The 17473-nt window shown below is 35.5% G+C and carries 15 protein-coding genes; 3 read left to right on the forward strand and 12 right to left on the reverse strand.

Annotated features, from left to right (window positions below; translation table 11 throughout):
- The first annotated feature begins 297 nt into the window (after window positions 1-297).
- From C7Y47_RS00675 to C7Y47_RS00685, 3 genes are all read left to right on the forward strand, one after another.
- Window positions 298-1059, forward strand: coding sequence for a TerC family protein (locus C7Y47_RS00675; protein ID WP_142507003.1), 762 nt, complete (start codon window positions 298-300; stop codon window positions 1057-1059).
- Between the two features lie 186 nt (window positions 1060-1245).
- Entirely contained in the window at window positions 1246-1878 is a 633-nt protein-coding gene (locus C7Y47_RS00680; protein ID WP_142507004.1) for a Bax inhibitor-1/YccA family protein, read from the forward strand.
- 106 nt (window positions 1879-1984) lie between these two features.
- Complete coding sequence (locus C7Y47_RS00685) at window positions 1985-2494, forward strand: ferritin (protein ID WP_142507005.1); 510 nt, start codon at window positions 1985-1987, stop codon at window positions 2492-2494.
- 111 nt (window positions 2495-2605) lie between these two features.
- On the opposite strand, the gene C7Y47_RS00690 is transcribed toward C7Y47_RS00685, so the two are convergent.
- The 12 genes from C7Y47_RS00690 to C7Y47_RS00745 all read right to left on the reverse strand — a co-directional run bounded on the left by C7Y47_RS00690 (window position 2606) and on the right by C7Y47_RS00745 (window position 17471).
- Entirely contained in the window at window positions 2606-4672 is a 2067-nt protein-coding gene (locus C7Y47_RS00690; protein ID WP_142507006.1) for an ankyrin repeat domain-containing protein, read from the reverse strand.
- Window positions 4673-4685: 13 nt separating this feature from the next.
- Complete coding sequence (locus C7Y47_RS00695; protein ID WP_255504953.1) at window positions 4686-5024, reverse strand: hypothetical protein; 339 nt, start codon at window positions 5022-5024, stop codon at window positions 4686-4688.
- A gap of 335 nt (window positions 5025-5359) precedes the next feature.
- On the reverse strand, window positions 5360-6667 hold the full coding sequence (locus C7Y47_RS00700; RefSeq protein WP_142507008.1) for a DUF4179 domain-containing protein: 1308 nt from the start codon (window positions 6665-6667) through the stop codon (window positions 5360-5362).
- On the reverse strand, window positions 6668-7177 hold the full coding sequence (locus tag C7Y47_RS00705; protein ID WP_142507009.1) for a sigma-70 family RNA polymerase sigma factor: 510 nt from the start codon (window positions 7175-7177) through the stop codon (window positions 6668-6670).
- 546 nt (window positions 7178-7723) lie between these two features.
- The gene (locus tag C7Y47_RS00710; RefSeq protein ID WP_142507010.1) at window positions 7724-8905 is read right to left on the reverse strand and encodes an iron-containing alcohol dehydrogenase; all 1182 of its coding nucleotides are present in this window, start codon (window positions 8903-8905) and stop codon (window positions 7724-7726) included.
- Between the two features lie 17 nt (window positions 8906-8922).
- Window positions 8923-9768 carry an AhlS family quorum-quenching N-acyl homoserine lactonase gene (gene ahlS / locus C7Y47_RS00715; RefSeq protein ID WP_142507011.1) on the reverse strand — a complete coding sequence of 282 codons (846 nt, stop codon included), beginning with the start codon at window positions 9766-9768 and terminating at the stop codon, window positions 8923-8925.
- Window positions 9769-9900: 132 nt separating this feature from the next.
- Complete coding sequence (locus tag C7Y47_RS00720) at window positions 9901-11322, reverse strand: aldehyde dehydrogenase family protein (RefSeq protein ID WP_142507012.1); 1422 nt, start codon at window positions 11320-11322, stop codon at window positions 9901-9903.
- Between the two features lie 99 nt (window positions 11323-11421).
- The gene (locus C7Y47_RS00725; protein WP_142507013.1) at window positions 11422-12417 is read right to left on the reverse strand and encodes a LacI family DNA-binding transcriptional regulator; all 996 of its coding nucleotides are present in this window, start codon (window positions 12415-12417) and stop codon (window positions 11422-11424) included.
- A gap of 90 nt (window positions 12418-12507) precedes the next feature.
- On the reverse strand, window positions 12508-13332 hold the full coding sequence (locus C7Y47_RS00730; protein ID WP_142507014.1) for an RtcB family protein: 825 nt from the start codon (window positions 13330-13332) through the stop codon (window positions 12508-12510).
- 304 nt (window positions 13333-13636) lie between these two features.
- On the reverse strand, window positions 13637-14737 hold the full coding sequence (locus tag C7Y47_RS00735; RefSeq protein WP_142507015.1) for an ABC transporter ATP-binding protein: 1101 nt from the start codon (window positions 14735-14737) through the stop codon (window positions 13637-13639).
- Entirely contained in the window at window positions 14737-16431 is a 1695-nt protein-coding gene (locus C7Y47_RS00740; RefSeq protein WP_255504955.1) for an ABC transporter permease, read from the reverse strand. The genes C7Y47_RS00735 and C7Y47_RS00740 overlap by 1 nt, the downstream gene beginning before the upstream one ends.
- Window positions 16432-16433: 2 nt before the next feature.
- On the reverse strand, window positions 16434-17471 hold the full coding sequence (locus C7Y47_RS00745) for an ABC transporter substrate-binding protein (protein ID WP_142507016.1): 1038 nt from the start codon (window positions 17469-17471) through the stop codon (window positions 16434-16436).
- Window positions 17472-17473 lie beyond the last annotated feature (2 nt).

Here is a 17473-nt window from a genome sequence, read left to right on the forward strand (position 1 = left end):
ATGCTATAATTCATGTATAAAGAATTGAATAGCTTTTGACAATTATGTCAAAGGGGAGTAGCTAGCAGATGTAAACATAGCATCTGATTTCACATTCGTCATTACATGGTTATTTACCATCGGGTGTGAAGGCATATCTTGGCGTACAGATATTCTGTGCAACAACCAATTAATTAGCTTAGCAAGACCTTTGCCTATTTTTTTAGGCATGGGTCTTTTTATTTTGCCTAAAAAAGCAAAGAATAAGTTGAAAGCAATTTATTCATTTCTATTCAAAGTATAAAGGAGGAAATACATTTGGAGGCAATTTTACTAGAATACGCATGGGTTCTCGTCGTATTAATTGTACTAGAAGGTTTATTAGCTGCAGACAATGCCGTTGTTATGGCTGTTATGGTTAAGCATTTACCAAAAAATCAACAGCAAAAAGCATTGCTATATGGTTTAGTGGGAGCATTTGTTTTTCGCTTTGCGGCACTATTTCTTATTACAACGCTCGTTAACTTCTGGCAAATTCAAGCTCTAGGTGCTGCCTATTTATTAATTATGTCAACGAAGCATATTTACGATTCCCGAAAAGCCAAACAAAATCCCGAGGAAACTCAGGACAATAAAAAACAATCTGGTTTCTGGATGACCGTACTGAAGGTTGAGTTTGCTGATATTGCTTTTGCCATAGATTCAATATTAGCTGCTGTCGCCATTGCAGTTACACTACCTCATATCGGAAATTTCGATGTTGGCGGCATTAATGCTGGGCAATTCGCTGTGATGTTTTTAGGTGGTATTATTGGTGTTATTATGATGCGTTTTGCTGCTCGTTGGTTCGTGAAAATACTCGATAATTATCCATCACTTGAAACAGCTGCCTTCTTAATCGTTGGTTGGGTTGGTATAAAGCTGGCTGTTCTAACATTAGCACACGAAAAACTAGGTATAATCCCACATGAATTTCCACACTCAACACTTTGGAAGGCCATTTTCTGGATTGTCTTAGTGGCAATTGCCCTTGGTGGCTATTTAGTTGGTGTGAAAAACCAAAGGAAAAATGTAAAATAATGAAAAAATATTACCCGGTCTAGCAAAGGCCGGGTATTGTTTGTATCATCAAATCGTGGATACTTGGTAACCAGTCAGCACCACATGATGATAATAATACATATTTTTTTATAGTTGAATCTTTTTCAATGTTGATTCGTATGTTACTATATAAAAGTTATTTTACAAAAGAAAGGATTTTTCTATATGGCGTATGCTAAAAATCAAAACTTAAATAAGATCTTAAAACACTTTGCTTTTATGTGGGTATTAACAGTTGTCGGAATGTACATAGCAACATTATTACCTCCTGCAATTGTCATGCCAATATCCATTATTGCGCTTGTACTTCTTATTATTGTCATCTTTGTACGAAACCTGAAGCTTGCTAATTCTATTATGTATACAATCCCCTTTTTAATGGGAATTTCACTATTTTGGACAACACAATTTTACATTGTAGAGCTAGGGCAACAGCTTGTTTTACTTGTTTTCGTAGCGACTGTAGCTATTTTTATTGTGCTAGCACTGATAGGTATGATGATGAATAAAGACATTTCCAATTGGGGAACCTATTTATTCACCGTATTAATCGTCGTTATTGTATTTTCATTAGCCTTTATGTTTTTCCCTGTTAGCAACTTGGTCGCTTTGATTATTGCAGGAATTACTGTACTACTTTTTAGTCTCTACACGGTTTATGACTTTAACCGAATCCGACATAATCACGTTTCAGATGCTGAAGTAGTAGGCATGGCTTTAAATCTATACTTAGATTTCATTAATTTATTTGTCAATCTTTTAGAAGTTATTTGGCGTTTAAAAAATGAATTTGATTAAATTTCCTAATTGAGAATAAAAATCAATCAAATTGCCACACTGCCCTTCTTCGCTGTATACTAAAAGAGATGCAGCAGGTATTTACTGCAAAGGGAGGAAAACTTTTATGTTATCTGAAAAACTACACACAGCACTAAACGAACAAATGAATTTTGAATTTTACTCTGCGCATGCTTATATGGCGATGGCGGCATATTGCACAGATCAAGATTACGATGGCTTTGCCAACTTCTTTTTAGTACAGGCTGAAGAAGAGCGCTTCCATGCGATGAAATTTTATAATTTCCTAAGCGATCTGGGCTACCGTGCAACAATCCATGGCTTCGATAGCCCAGATAACCATTTCGAGTCTATTTTACATGCCTTCAAAACTGCTCTTTCACACGAGAAGGAAGTGACTCGCCGTATTTATAATCTATCGGATATCGCTTTAGACGAGCGCGAGCATGCGACAATGGCTTTCTTAAAATGGTTTATTGACGAGCAAGTGGAGGAAGAATCAACATTCGACACGTTAATTCGTAAAATTGAACGCATTGAAAATGATTCTAATGCCATCTTTATGCTTGACGCTGAATTAGCGACACGTTCATTTACACCAGATGCTGAAGCTTAAAATTTACTAGTAAATTGAGTCATTTTTTATTCCTCCTCAATGTTTTAGTCTTACTTAACATTTACTCAGGAAGATTAAAAATGACTCTTTTCTTTTACATATTATATGGACTTAATCAAAAAGGCCACTATAGCTAAGAAACCCTACTTCTTCGTTTGGTTTTAAAAGCAATAGTTGATCTGTACCCTTTAAGTAAAATAACGGCGCTTCATCATTGACATACGGTTCTCCTAAATCTTTATACCATTTTTCATTTAGCTGTTTAGAATAAAATTCAAACGATATGTTTTCAATCTTATCGCTTTTACCTATATAAGAACAATATTGCGTCTCTATATCTTGTCCTGTACTGTCTTTCAAGTAATAAAAATCACAGTCTATTTCACCATATGCGGTATCGAACTGTTTCCTCTTAGCTGGTTTTCCTAACTTATTAACTACATCTTTTCTCGAATTACCTAGAGCGATTCCATTAACCATAAAACCATTCTTTTGTTTATCAATCTTAATAATAAATCTACCTTGCTCAAATAATCCCACCAAAGATTTATTATACTTTTCAGCTATCTCTTGTGCTGAGTCACCGCTACTATTAACAGTTTTTATATCTGCCTTTTTATTAATTAGTTCTTCAACAGTTTTTTTATCCCCATTTACTATCGCTAAATATAATGGTGTTTGACCTTGTTCATTGAATCCATTTACATTTGTTCCCTTTTTTATCAATTCTGCTAAAAAATCAAAATTATCTTTTTTATGATTTAGGAGAACATGGATTGCATTATTTCCAAATTTATCAACCTTATTAAGATCTAGTCCTTTATCTATAAATATTTGAACTACCTCTTTATTTTGAGTAAGAATAGCCGTTTCGTATGTATTTTGTCCATCTATATTCACTCTCTTTAAATCAATATCCAGGTTCAATAATTCTTTTATTAATGCTGTATTGTTTAACTGCTGTAATAAGGCTACTTGAACTATATTGTTTCCCTCGTTATCTACTTCTTGAAGATTTACTTTCATTTCATTAATAAGGTATTCAATCATCTCTCGATTCCCTGTTTTCATTGCAGAATATAGAACGGTATGCCCCATCTCATTCTTTACGTCCATATCAATACCGTATTTATGAAGCTCTTTTAATATTTCATATTGTTCATTATTGATTGCAACATGTGCAAGCGTATCCTTGTCTTTTCCAACTCTAATACTTCCCATTCCTTTATTCATTAAGGAAATAGCTAATTTTTTATTAGGTAATTTGATGGCTTCACTTATTGAATTTTCGCCATCTTTGTTAACAAAATTAGCATTGGCCCCGTTTTCAATCAAAAAATTTATATCATTCATATTTTGACTTTTTACTGCTTCAATCAAAGAGACATCCTTATCTTTTAATAAAAGATAATTTTCCCATGAAAAAGTAAACTTTGTTATAAAGCCATAAGTTGCAATACCAATAAGCAATAAAAGACTGATTAACACAGAGCTATATTTAATCATTTGCTTTACTTTTTTCTTAAATATTTCTTGTTGGCGTTCTTTTTCTAATAGCTCTTTCTTTTTTTTCTCTTCCAACTGTTTTTCATATAATTTAATTTGGTCATTAATCGCTTCTTCATTATTATAGATAGAAAGAACATGATCTTTTTCTCTTTTACAACGCTTACATGTGTTCATATTCTTTACGTTAAGACGTCCACATACACATGTCCATTTATCATTCAATATTTGTGAATAGTATTTTGCATCATTTCCTTCATGTGTTTTTACAAACGTTAATAGCCTAGGGTTATTAATTTCTTTTAGTTCTACTTTTTCTAGCTCTGATTCAGTTTGAGTCCATGTAGTTTCATCACTAAAAAGTACTTTCTCAATGACTATATCAATGTTTCTTGCATGTGGAAAATTTTCTAATGAAATTTTTTCATTGTCACCAAATGCTTGGTTAGGACCTATTGATTCAGGTAGCTGAAGTTTATATTTAAAGCTATTTGATTCCCAACCAACTGGCTCACCAAATTGATCAAAACAATAAATGGTAGCATTAAAGCCTTTAATTCTATTTTCTGAAATATTATTAAATCTAAATGAGCAATAAACCTTACCAGTTTCTTTACTTCTATAAAGCTGATACTTAAGCACTTCAATTGGACAATTTATATCAACTAACATACTATTCCTCCGATTAATTTAACAACTCAAATTCCTCTTCTTGAGGCTTCTTATAAATTTTTAAACTTATGTCTTGAAGTAAGGAAATAATTTTCGCTATGGCTAGAAAGAATATTCCTGTTAATATAATAGATATTGCTAATACTAAAGTTGTAGTGAGATGAGAGGTATAACTATCTTTTAATACAGAATATTTTTCTTCTATAAGGTTATTATCATAATGTTTACGAGTCGCTTCTTCCCAATATTTCATATCCTCCCTTTCTTTTTTTAAACTTGAGATTTGAGATAAAGCAAAAATTATAGCGGAAACAATTAATATCACACTTGTTATCTGTAGTACTAATTTCACTAGTATGCCCTCCATATAATAAAATAATATCTATTATATACCAATTAATCATTATTTACTATTCATTTACTAGGGAAATATTCACAATAATTTTCTTCTTCCTAATACTTTATTCATTATTAAATTTGGCTCTGTTTAACTTGATTGTTGTTTTTCTCAAATTAAAAACGTATTCTTGTGGTAAATACTAATAATCTACCCTTTTAATGTGTCAGAACCAACATTCGTAATAATCAAATATCAACACCGTAATTAAACAGAGCCTAATAAAAAAAGAAATGCTAAAAACTAACATTTCTCTTTTTCTTACTTATTTCGGCACCGAAATTCCACCTCTATTTCAGTGGAATATCAATTGTTTGAGTTCCATCTAAAAAGTTTTCATAATGTGAGAAATTGATGCGAACTGGGTTGACGACTCCCTTCATGTCATATGTTTCGGTTTGTTCGATTACGTATTCATCAGGTCTATGATAACTTGCTGAATTACTATAAACAGTTTCGCCATTTGCATCTATTGCTGTACCAAGTAAACCGATATTTTTATTTTCATAAGAAGTTGGAACATTTACTGTTACCATGTGCTTATTAACTTGAACTTTTAAGCCTGGGAGAGGTGGTTTCGATAGCACTTTCTTTTGGTTAAAATCTACCTCTATAAAATCTTGCCCTTTCGGCAATGCTTTTACTTTTCCAATGGATAATGTTAACTTTTTGGGCTCTCTAAAATAATTACTTTGCATAAAGAATGTCGCTTCCCCATCCATAAAATCCCCTGTAGCTGTTATGCCATTATTAATCGTCGTCCATTCCTCCCCTTTTTCATCTAATAGACGAATATCATCAAATCCTAAAATACGCTGATCATTATGTGGATCGAGAGCGATTGTAACACCTGTACGGAGCGGTGAAATAGATACAGACTTGATGGTGATTTGCTGACCTTCAAAGCTCATTATTTCATTCAATACATAGGACTTCGTTTTCGCTATTGGCTTTTTAAGTGAGAATGGGATCGTAAACTCTGTTTGTTTTTCATCTGCAAATTGTATATATAGTTCAAAATTAGCATTGTCATAATTTATAGGATTTTTAAATGAAGCCGCAAATTTATCTTCAATCAAAGTTGTTTCTTTTTCGCTATACCAACTGTAACTTATTCCAGCGGGTAATACCTCACCATTTAGACGGAGCTCCATTTTCTTCGTTGCTAAATCACGAACATCGAACGGTGCCGAAAATGTATAAGGCAATATCATACCTGTTTCATCAGCAATAACTCCTTGAAGTGTAAATGATACACCATTTTTCGTTTGTGACAGTCCTAGTTCCTCATAATAGTTGTTATGGAGTATATCTTTGACCCCTTTATCATACGTAATCATCTCTACTAACGGAGCAAAGCCTGGGATTTTTGCGATGGTACTCGCAAAAGCTGGAGATACACGGATAGACGTTACAAAAAGTAACAGCAATGCACAAGTAACAGCAATGCTTTTCCATATACGTTGTCGATTACGCTTTTCTTTTTGGAAGCGTATGACACTTTTCCTATGCGACTCTTCTAAATGCTCATGTGGTATGTCAATTTTCGCTAGTTCTTTGACAAAAACATCATAATCATGCTTTTCTACCTGTTTCATCTATAGCTCTCCCCTCTCCGTAAAATATAGTTTTAGCTTTTTCAATGCCGCATGTAACCTTGACTTCACAGTTCCTTCTGGAATATTTTGAAGTCTAGCGATATCTTGATTTTTATAATCTTGAAAATATTTTAGAAAAATAAGCTCTTGCTGCTCTTTTGGTAGCTTCGTAATGATATCTGTCATTTCAAAGCGCTCATAATTGGGGGCATTATCACTGATTTCTATGTCTTCCTGCAAATCAAGACGTCTGCTTCTTTCACGCATATCATGGCAAATATTGAGTAAAATTCGGACAAGCCACGTACTAAAATAACCTGGTTCTTTTACGGTATGTATCTTTTTTAGGCTTCGATATGTAGCTTCTTGTATTGCTTCAATGGCATCATGTTCATTTCTTAAATAAGCAAATGCCATACGGTACATCGTCTGTTCATATTGTTTTATTAGATGTAAAAAAGCATCTTCGTCCCCAGCTATCGCACGCTTCACCAATGTTTGTTCATCCATCACATACACCCCCTTCTACTTATTAGACAGTCAAGCTGACATTTTCGTTCGATTTATTTTTAATTATTTAACCAATTGTAACAAATTTCATTTTCATTTATATTCTGTATGTAATACTTCATAGAATTAAAAAAAGGGCTTCTTTGACTGTTGCTGTTAAAACATAAAAACAGAGTTAATCTACAAGATGTGTAGAATCAACTCTGTTTTTATGTTTTCTTAAATCGAATATTTCACTAAAGCACTCCGTTACTTTAAGTAGATTCCTTCACAATCTTTAATTAATAGGTGTTAATATTCAATTTTCATTTGATGAAAAAAAATTAGTTTTTTCCATTAACAAGGAACTTAACGAAGAGGATTATTCTATTATTTTAGCAAAACCAAACAATAAAACCATTGCTGTATTAAAAGAGCATACGGATACTTTGGAAATGTTTAAACATTATTTACCTGGAAGTAGTTATTTCACTAACAAGGACTTTAATCTTTGGGTAAGTTCCTAAAAAAGAGAAACGCCAGCAATCAACGTTTCTCGTATCTTCTTTATAGTAGATGAGGTTCTCGAACTTCTCCATCAAATGCTGCACGATATATCGAATAGATATCTTCTCGCTTAAGCGGCATCGGACTACGTGCTAAAATTCTTGTTTGCATTGTCGCATCATCCGTTAGTTGTTCCAGTGCTAATTCTGGTATATTAAATCCTTGTAATGTGGACGGAATATTAACATCGTGAACAAGTTGCTTCAATGCATCTACACATTTATAGGAAGCCTCTTCTTGCGATAAATACGCAGTTGAAATACCCATTGCATCTAAAATATCTTTCATACGTTTCTCGCAACTTTGACGAATATAGCCCATGACATATGGTAATAGCACTGCGTTGGAATCTCCATGAGCAATATGGAACTGGCCACCAAGTGGATACGCTAAAGCGTGTACTCCTGCAACACCAGCATTAAAAAAGGCTAAGCCTGCCAAATAACTACCATAACTCATATCCGAACGAGCCTGCTTATTCTGACCGTCATGCACTGCAGTTCGAATGGAGCCACTAATTAATTTAATGGCTTGTAATGCAAGTGCATCAGTTACTTCATTGGCATTTACAGAAACATAAGCCTCTATTGCATGTGTTAAAGCATCTACGCCTGTAGCAGCGGTCACTTTGGATGGTACGGAAATCGTTAACGCAGGGTCTACAATGGAGACATCTGCTAATAAGTAATCATGTGTCACAACATCCTTCGTTGTTTCAAGTGACAGTACTGAAATATTTGTCACTTCTGAGCCTGTTCCGGATGTAGTTGGAATTAAAATTTTAGGTAACCCTTTATTTTCAAGAGTTTTTGTTCCTGTTAAATTTAAGTAATCTGCCACTTTCCCATCATGTGTTGCTAAAACCGCGGCAAGTTTCGCTAAGTCTAATGCACTTCCTCCCCCTAAACCAATCACTAAATCAAAATGATGTTTTCTAGTAAAATCAACTAGTTTCTCACCAATTGCGAGCGGTGGCTCTGGGGCAATATCGGTATAAATAGTTGTAGCGTACCCATTTTCAAATAATGGCTTTTCAAGATGATCTGTTAAACCTAACTCTTTTAAAAATGGATCTGTGATTATTAAAATATTATTTGCTTTCAATTTTTCTACTTCCGGTAGTAGCTGACTTAAGCAACCCCAGCCTGTATAACTCGCAGGAGTAAAGGTTAATTTATGCATAATTGTTCTACTCCTATCTATTCATAATAGCCTTCTGTCGATTTTCTAAATGACTTAAATTGGACTGAATCATGGCCAAACCACACTTGCGAATTTGTTTTATTTGCTAATCTTCTAATTCGTTCAACTGTAGAATTATAGCCAACAGAATCATAAAGTATACCAGGTGGCTTGACAGGCGGCCCAAAGCTTTCAGCGGTGTAAATGGCATCTGAAGCTAAAATAATTCCACCCGTTTCTGGCATATTAATATGCAAACCTAGCATTCCCCAAGCATGACCGCTTCCAAAATTCAAAACTTGGATTCCTTCTGCAAGTTTCACATTATCCTCACCACGCTTAATTAATCGCCATTGTAAATTGTTTTTTATCCACATATCAATGTCACCCCAAATATAGGCACCTTCTTTTACATTTCTTGCGTATGTTTGTAAAGTTCCATTGAATTCATCTTCCTGTACAATAATCGTTGCATTTGTAAAAAGCTCTAAACAGCCTGCATGATCTAAATGTAAATGTGAAGCTACAACATATTTAATATCTTCTAGACGCACATTTAACTCTTCTAAACGATGATGTAAATAGCATTCTTCTGGCATATTAATCGGGAATGCTTTTTGAGTAAATTCACCCCAGCGCCCTTCAGATCCCATTGAATTTGGGTTACATGCTGTATCAAATAATACTTTTCCTTCTGGATGATCAATTAATACTGTATAAACTGGAAGCTCTATAAATTCATTTGGCTGGTTTGGATGATCAATCGTTGCAGGGTTATGCATGGCAATCAGATAGTTTTTATCCATTCGCATTGTTCCATTACCCATAACATACAATTTCGGGTGCTGTTTGATAATGTTCATTTACAACCATCTCCATTTCGGAATCATTTATGCCTCGACATAATTGTAGCTGTCGCTTTGCTTTCGCTACATAAAACATTTGTAGCTGTCGCTTTGCTTTCGCTACATAAAAACATTTGCTGCTGAAAGAAGTTAATTGTTATTCCAAATCACTAGCTTCATTTCTGTCATTTCCTCAACTGCATATTTGATGCCTTCTCGACCGGTTCCGCTTTCTTTAATGCCGCCATATGGCATATGGTCAACACGGTATGTTGGAACGTCATTAATAATGACGCCTCCTACTTGTAATTTCTTTGAAGCTTTAAAGGCCATCTCGATTGAAGGTGTAAATATGCCTGCCTGTAAGCCGTAATGTGAATCATTGACAGCATCAATAGCTTCTTCTATGGAAGAAACAGAATTGACAATTACAACAGGTGCAAATATTTCTTCACAAGATACACGGCTTTGAGAGGATACATTATATAATACTGTTGGAAGTAAAATATTATTTTCAATACGACCACCTGTCAGTACTTCGGCACCTTCTGCTACCGCTTCTTCTATCAATGTGACAGCACGCTGTTGCTCAGTTTCTGAAATCATCATCGCTAAATCCGTTGTTACATCTAATGGGTCCCCTATTGTTAGCTGTTCTATTTTTGCTTTTAGTTTTTCTAATAATACATTCATCATATTTTCTTTTACATATATACGCTGTAGGGAGATGCAAACTTGACCTTGATTTGCAAAAGCCCCCATCACAATTCGGTCCATAATCTTATCGAGTTGAATCCCTTCATCAACAATTACACCAGCATTCGAACCAAGTTCTAATGTGACTTTCTTTAAGCCAGCGCGATTGCGGAGGGAAATACCTACAGCAGGACTTCCAGTAAATGTAATCATCTTTACTTTTGGATGTGCTAAAAAGGCATCTCCTACTAGTTTTCCTTGCCCAGTTACTAAGTTAAATGCACCTGCTGGTAATTTTGTTTGTGCCAATAATTTTGCTAAAAAATGAGCAGATAACGCTGTTTGGGTTGCAGGCTTCAAAACAATCGTATTTCCAGCTGCTAATGCGGGTCCAACTTTATGGGCTACTAAATTTTGTGGAAAATTAAAGGGTGTAATAGCCGCAATAACGCCCAATGGCTCTCGAATTGTATAACCAAATCTACCCTCTCCACTTTTAGATGCATCCATTGGAATCATTTCACCAGATAGTCGTTTAGCTTCTTCTGCTGCAAATTTGTAAGTTTCAATCGTTCGATCAATCTCAGCATAGGCATATTTTAACGGTTTAGCTGATTCTAGTGAAATAATTCTAGCTGCCTCTTCTCGATTTTCGGCAAATAGATCCGATAATTGTTCTAAAATTTCTGCTCTTTGAAATGCTGTTAATGCTGCCATTTCGGCTTCTGCTGCATGAGCACTTTCAATTGCATGCTGTACATCATCTTCAGTGGCCATAGCAAATTGAGCAATGACCTCTTTTGAGTAGGGAGCTTGAACCTCCATAAATTCATCTGTCATTTGCCATTGTCCATTAATAAATAAGCTCTTTTTCAAGACCTTACTCACTCCTTTCTTTAAATGGTTACGTATTCATTTCTGAAAATAAAAAAATGAATACGTAACCATTTTGGTTTTAAAAAATAAACTGAGGCATCAGTTTATTTTTTTACTTGTTGTATTTCTCGGGAAAAGTTTAACAGATTCTGTTTGTTGGATGCAAGCACTTTTTTTCTCCATTACTTCAAATAATTTTTCAATAGCAATAAATCCGAGGTTTTTTTCGGATTCTAAACCTACTGTTGTTAAAGCAATTGAATAGTGCTTACTGAGCTCCACATTATCAATGCCAATAACATTAAAATCTTGAGGAACATGAAAGCCCCTCTCTAAGCAAAGGTTTAAAATTTCAATAGCAATTGCATCTGTTGCGGCACAAATAGCGGTAGGCCTCGTAGGAAGCTTTAGTATTTCCTCAAATATTCGTTCAATATCGTCTTTTTTCGTATTTGTAAAAAATGCTGACACTGTATTTACATCTATACCGCTGTCCTTTAATGCATTTTTAAAGCCATTGTACCTTTCAAAAAAAGTACTGATTTCATGTGGGCCGCCAATCCAGCATATGTTACGATGATCTAAAGATAAAATATGATTCGTCGCTATATAACCAGCTTCCACATTATCAATTTCTACAAAATACCTGTTTTCTCGATGCTTGCGATTATACATGATAAAAGGTACGCCTAGTTTTTCAAGCTTAAAAAATAAGTCATCTTCATATAACATAGACGATAAAATAATCGCATCAGCCCTAGTTTCCAAAACCGAATTATAAATAGAATCTAAATCATCTTCCGTACCAAAATAAACATTTACTTTATAGCCCCGAGCAGTAACATAATTAACGATTGCAGTAGTTGTATCGACAAAAAAAGGATTATGTAAAGGCCCTGATATCAAAGTAATAATGCCAGTTTTTTTCTGTACAAGTGATCTTGCAATATCATTTGGAATATAGTTTAAATCCTCAATTGCCCGCATCACTTTTTCAACAGTTTTCGGCTTTACGAGTTCAGGAGTATTTAACACTCTTGAAACCGTTGTTTGAGAGACACCCGCATATTTAGCCACATCTTTTGAAGATACCAAGAAACCACCCACTTCATCTTTGTAAGCCTATTTTATACCATTAAAGAAATAATGTTAATAGATAAGAGTAAATGCAAGTACTTTCTATTATTAGGAATTTTTTTGATTTTTTCGCTCATAAGGCTTAACGGCTTCGCTAGCTTTAAAATTATAAACAGGTGTAATTACTTTTATTATATCTGCAGTTTCCTCAAGAACAGATGTGATTTCTGACATCGGCTTATATGCCATTGGGGCTTCATCTAATGTTTCTTCGTTTACGGATGTTGTCCAAATGCCTTGCATCATTTCTTTAAAATCTTCCATGTTTAGTGCTTCTTTTGCAGCACGGCGAGAATACATTCTCCCTGCCCCATGTGGTGCTGAGTAATTCCAATCTGCATTCCCTTTCCCCATACAAATAAGTGAGCCATCTCGCATATTCATAGGAATAACCAGCTTCTCCCCTTTATTTGCTCGAACGGCTCCTTTTCTTAACGTCATTGTTTCTGTATCAATATAGTTATGGATCGTATCGAATGTTTCGTTAAAACGCCAGTTCATATGCTTGGAGATTGTTTCGGCAATTGTCCAACGATTCATCCGAGCATATTGCTGAGCAATTTTCATATCGTGAATATAATCATGGAAATACTCACCCTCTAAATAAGCTAAATCTTTTGGTACAATAAGATTTTGCTCTTTAAAAGCTTTAATCATCGCTTGAATTTCTTTTTCGCGCCCCTGATATTTCAGCTCGGCAATTTTATCTTTTAAATCTTCTTGTTGTAATGTTTCATAGGCTCTTTTTTGATGCCAATTCGCTACCTTAGCTCCGACATAACGCGACCCAGTATGGATAAGTAAGTAGTGTGTGCCTGCTTCGTCTTTGGCAAGCTCGTGAGGTGGGCTACCGACGCCTTGCTGTGTTTCCACAGTAGAAAAAAGAGCTCAGACGATTTTTCAAACGAGTAGACGGGTAATACCTCACCTCGATTCTTCTGAGCTCTCTTTTTAAGGCGATTTTTTGTGAAATGATAGCTATCTTCACTAAACCTTTCTCTATTCTTTTTTATTCTTCTTCCCGATTCTACTTCGGGTATTCATAGTCGCTTCTCTAATTCTCATAACTACCAAAAATTGTATGTTTGGCTATATATTCGACAGATATGATTTAGAATGATAATCGAAGTAGGAAGTCTAAGCTTATTAATAGTCTGAACGCATACTTCCTAAAGTATTAAGCACCACATATATAGTCTAATATAGAATGTTGCTCATCCGTAGTTGATGAGGCGGTTTCAATGTTTAACAAAACAGTTTGTCCAGTTGAAGGAAGTTGGTGGGTGTCTGTAATAACGTTTAACAAATCTGAGCCGACTTGTACATTGCAAACAACTTCTCTTCCTTGGAATTGTACGTTATGCACAATACCAGAAAATCCAGCTAACTTAGCTGTGTGAGGATTCTGTTCAATAATTTGTACTTTAAACTGCTCAGGACGAACTGGGCAGATGCCTTGGTTTTTAAAAGAGCTAGGAATATTTGGGATATACCACTGAAGGGTGTTATTAACAGCAGGGTAAAAATAATCGCCTTCCCATATGCCTTTAATTAAATTTGCTTTGCCAATAAATGTTGCGACGAAAGGTGTCTTCGGTTGAAAATAAATAGTCTGCGGTGTCCCAACTTGCTCGATTTTTCCTTCGTTCATGACGACAACTTTATCTGCCATTGCGAGTGCTTCACTTTGATCATGTGTGACATAGACAATCGCTTTTTTAAACGTCCGATGAATTGTTTGGATTTCATTTCGTAATTCTATACGAAGCTTAGCATCGAGACTACTAAGCGGCTCATCCATCAAAATTAGTGCAGGTGCAGGACTTAATGCACGGGCAATAGCGACACGTTGCTTCTGTCCACCTGAAAGTTCATGTGGGTAACGATGAGCTAAATGATTCAGACTAACAATATCCAACATTTCCGCTACACGTACCTCCATATTTTCTTTTAACTGTGACTCGACAAATCGGTGATGCTTTAATGGAAAGGCAATTTGATCCTTTACTTTCATATGTGGCCACAGTGCAAAAGACTGGAAAACCAGACTAATATTACGTTGTTCAGGTGGAATATGAGCAACAGATTGGTCGTCCATCATTAATACTCCACTTGTCGGTTTCTCAAAACCTGCTAATATTCGAAGCAAAGTCGTTTTACCGCATCCTGATGGACCGACAATAGCTACAAATTCGCCTTCTTCAATCGTCAAGTCAATGCCTTTTAATACGTCCATTGACCCGAAAGATTTTTTTAGTTGCTTTAATATCGTAATCATTACAATTGCTCCTTTCTCCGGATGATTAGGATAATGCTATACAATATACCGGCTAATCCGGCCATATAGAGTAATACAATTACTGAAAACGCTGTGGAATAGGTCGTATAACCTGCTTGCTCAAAATTATAAATAAGCACTCCAATTGTTTCCGCCCCACTAGACCAAAGTAGAGAGGAAACGGTTAGTTCAGTTAAAGTAGTTAAAATAACTAAAATAGTACCGCTAATAATGCCTGGTAAAAATAACGGAAGTAAAATTGTCCGCCATTTGACAAACTGGGAAGCGCCTGCAATATGAGCTGCCTCTTCTAAATCTACCGAAACTTGCAAAATTGCTGTACTACTTCCGCGGACTTGTAGTAGCATAAACCGTGTAACATAAGCAATTAATAGAATCCAAATCGAGCCGTATAGTCCGGGATTCCAACCGGGAATAGGTTCCATCCAAGCCAAAATCATCGCTAGAGCAAGTACAATCCCCGGCAGTGTATAAGGAATAGCGATAATCATTTCAATTAATTTAGAAAACATAGTAGCCTGACGAATACGAATATAGGCAATCGCTGTACCAACGATTGTACAAATTATTGCTGTCCCTAATGCTAATAAAGTACTTGTTTGCAGCGCATTCCCTACTTTGTTATAGTCATATAACAAAAAGTTGAAATTAAAAAGGGTAAGCGTTTCCCACGATAACGGTAATCCATATGTTTTTACTAAAGATGTTTTCACCATTGAAAATAACGGCATTACGCTGAATAATAAAACAATGCTCCAAACCACGATTTCAGTACTGAGTCTCCATTTTCCCAAAAATATGCGTGGCTTTTCATCAACATAGCTTGTCTCAGTCGCTTTTGACTTTTTTAATAAAAGCCATTGAAGTCCAGTCACAATAAGGGCAATGAATGCGAGTAACACGGATAATGTAGCAGCACGAGCAAAGGCATTTTCACCAAAGCCGATAACTTCCTGGAAAATAGCTGTACTTAATACAGTAATGTTAGCAGGAATTCCTAAAAAAGCAGGAATTCCAAAGTTGTCTAAGTTCGATAAAAAAGCAATCATGCCGCCACCAATAATGCCTGGCAATGCAAGTGGAACTGTAACAACGCTAAATGCTTTCCATTTACCACCACCTGATGCAAGCACGGCCCATTCAAGTTCCCGTGGGATTCGCTTTAATACATTCACTGTAAATAAATAGACGAGTGGGAAATGAGAAATTCCTAATAGAAATGTAATGCCTCCAAGCGAATAAAGGTTGAATGTTCCGAATGGAATATCTTTCACAAATTGTGTCCATGCAATCGTTACGATGTAAGATGGGATGATAAAAGGAAGTAATATAAATATATTAATCCATTTTTTTCCTCTGAAATCTGTGTAAGCCATTAGCCAAGCGAAAAATACACCTAGTAGCAACGATAGAGCAGTAGAGCCAATCACAATCCACATCGTATTCACAAGCATATTCCATGTAAAGGCTTCACTTAAAATTTTCGCATAATGGGCAACGGATAGTTGTCCATTATACTGAAAACTTTGCCAAACTAATCGCAAAACTGGTAAGAAGAAAAAGATAAAGATGACAATTGCCGTTACAGTCATAATACCTTTTTTCGACCAAAGCTCAGTAGCTGATGAAGGCTGTGACTGTTCTGATTGAATGTTAAAAGATTTATTGACCACGTTTACTCACCAAACATTGTTTTAAATTTGTTTTTATCTTCTTCACGATTGCTCAGTAACTCCTTCACATCACTTGAAAGTACTGTTAATTCTTCTACACTTTTCAATCCTTCCGGTGCTTTTACATCTGTACGGATAGGTGCATAGCCTTGCTGTGCAGCAAGATTTTGCCCTTCTTTAGATAAAACAAAATCGATAAATGCTTGAGCTGCTTCTGGATCTTTGGCATCCTTTACAAGTCCAATTGGTTCTGTAATGACGGGTACTCCCTCAGTAGGGTAGGCGATTGCTACTGGAGATCCCTCTTTCGCAGCATTGTTTACTAAATAATCAACAATCATCGCATAGTTGTTTTCACCAGCTTGTAAACCTTTTAGTGCTGCCCCGTTTCCTTGGACAACTGTCACACCATTTGTTTTTAATGCTGTATAGTAATCCCAGCCAAAGTTACTTTGTCGTGTAAAGATTCCTAAATTATAAGCTGCAGCACCCGAGTAAAGTGGACTAGGCATAATTGTTTCCTTGGATTTTTCTTCTAATATACTCCAAGATGTAGGAGCTTCTGAAACATTTCCAGTATGATAGCCTATAACAGTTGCCATAACCTTTGTACCTGTATAAGTGTGGTCAGCATCTACAAATTTATCTGGGATATTTGCTAGCTCTTTTGATTCATAGCCTTCAAGTAAAGATAGGCTTTTTAATTTTTCAAAAGTAACATGATCTGATAGTAATAGGACGTCAGCTTGTACATCCCCAGCAGTATTTTCAGCTAACACCTTACCAACAACTTCCTCTGTACCTGATCGGAATAATTTCACATCTATATCAGGGTACAGCTCATTAAATGCAGTAATTAATTGTATTGCATCTTCCTCAGGCTGTGATGTATAGAAGCTAACAGTCCCTTCTAACACGTCCGCTGGTGCAGCAGTAGTTGAAGATGGCTGATCAGTAGTCTCCGTCTTTTGCTTTCCTGTTGATCCACAAGCTGCTAATATCATTGTCAAAAGTAAAGCTGTCATCCAAAGCTTTTTCATCG

The sequence above is a fragment of the Lysinibacillus sphaericus genome, from assembly GCF_006864135.1.
GTDB lineage: Bacteria > Bacillota > Bacilli > Bacillales_A > Planococcaceae > Lysinibacillus.

Excerpts from the sequence above, each read along its gene's own strand:
- C7Y47_RS00685 (WP_142507005.1), top strand. The coding sequence starts at position 1,985 with ATGTTATCTGAAAAACTACACACAGCACTAAACGAACAAATGAATTTT.
- C7Y47_RS00745 (WP_142507016.1), bottom strand. The coding sequence starts at position 17,471 with ATGAAAAAGCTTTGGATGACAGCTTTACTTTTGACAATGATATTAGCA.
- C7Y47_RS00705 (WP_142507009.1), bottom strand. The coding sequence starts at position 7,177 with ATGGATGAACAAACATTGGTGAAGCGTGCGATAGCTGGGGACGAAGAT.
- C7Y47_RS00735 (WP_142507015.1), bottom strand. The coding sequence starts at position 14,737 with ATGATTACGATATTAAAGCAACTAAAAAAATCTTTCGGGTCAATGGAC.
- C7Y47_RS00680 (WP_142507004.1), top strand. The coding sequence starts at position 1,246 with ATGGCGTATGCTAAAAATCAAAACTTAAATAAGATCTTAAAACACTTT.
- C7Y47_RS00710 (WP_142507010.1), bottom strand. The coding sequence starts at position 8,905 with ATGCATAAATTAACCTTTACTCCTGCGAGTTATACAGGCTGGGGTTGC.
- ahlS (WP_142507011.1), bottom strand. The coding sequence starts at position 9,768 with ATGAACATTATCAAACAGCACCCGAAATTGTATGTTATGGGTAATGGA.
- C7Y47_RS00700 (WP_142507008.1), bottom strand. The coding sequence starts at position 6,667 with ATGAAACAGGTAGAAAAGCATGATTATGATGTTTTTGTCAAAGAACTA.
- C7Y47_RS00690 (WP_142507006.1), bottom strand. The coding sequence starts at position 4,672 with ATGTTAGTTGATATAAATTGTCCAATTGAAGTGCTTAAGTATCAGCTT.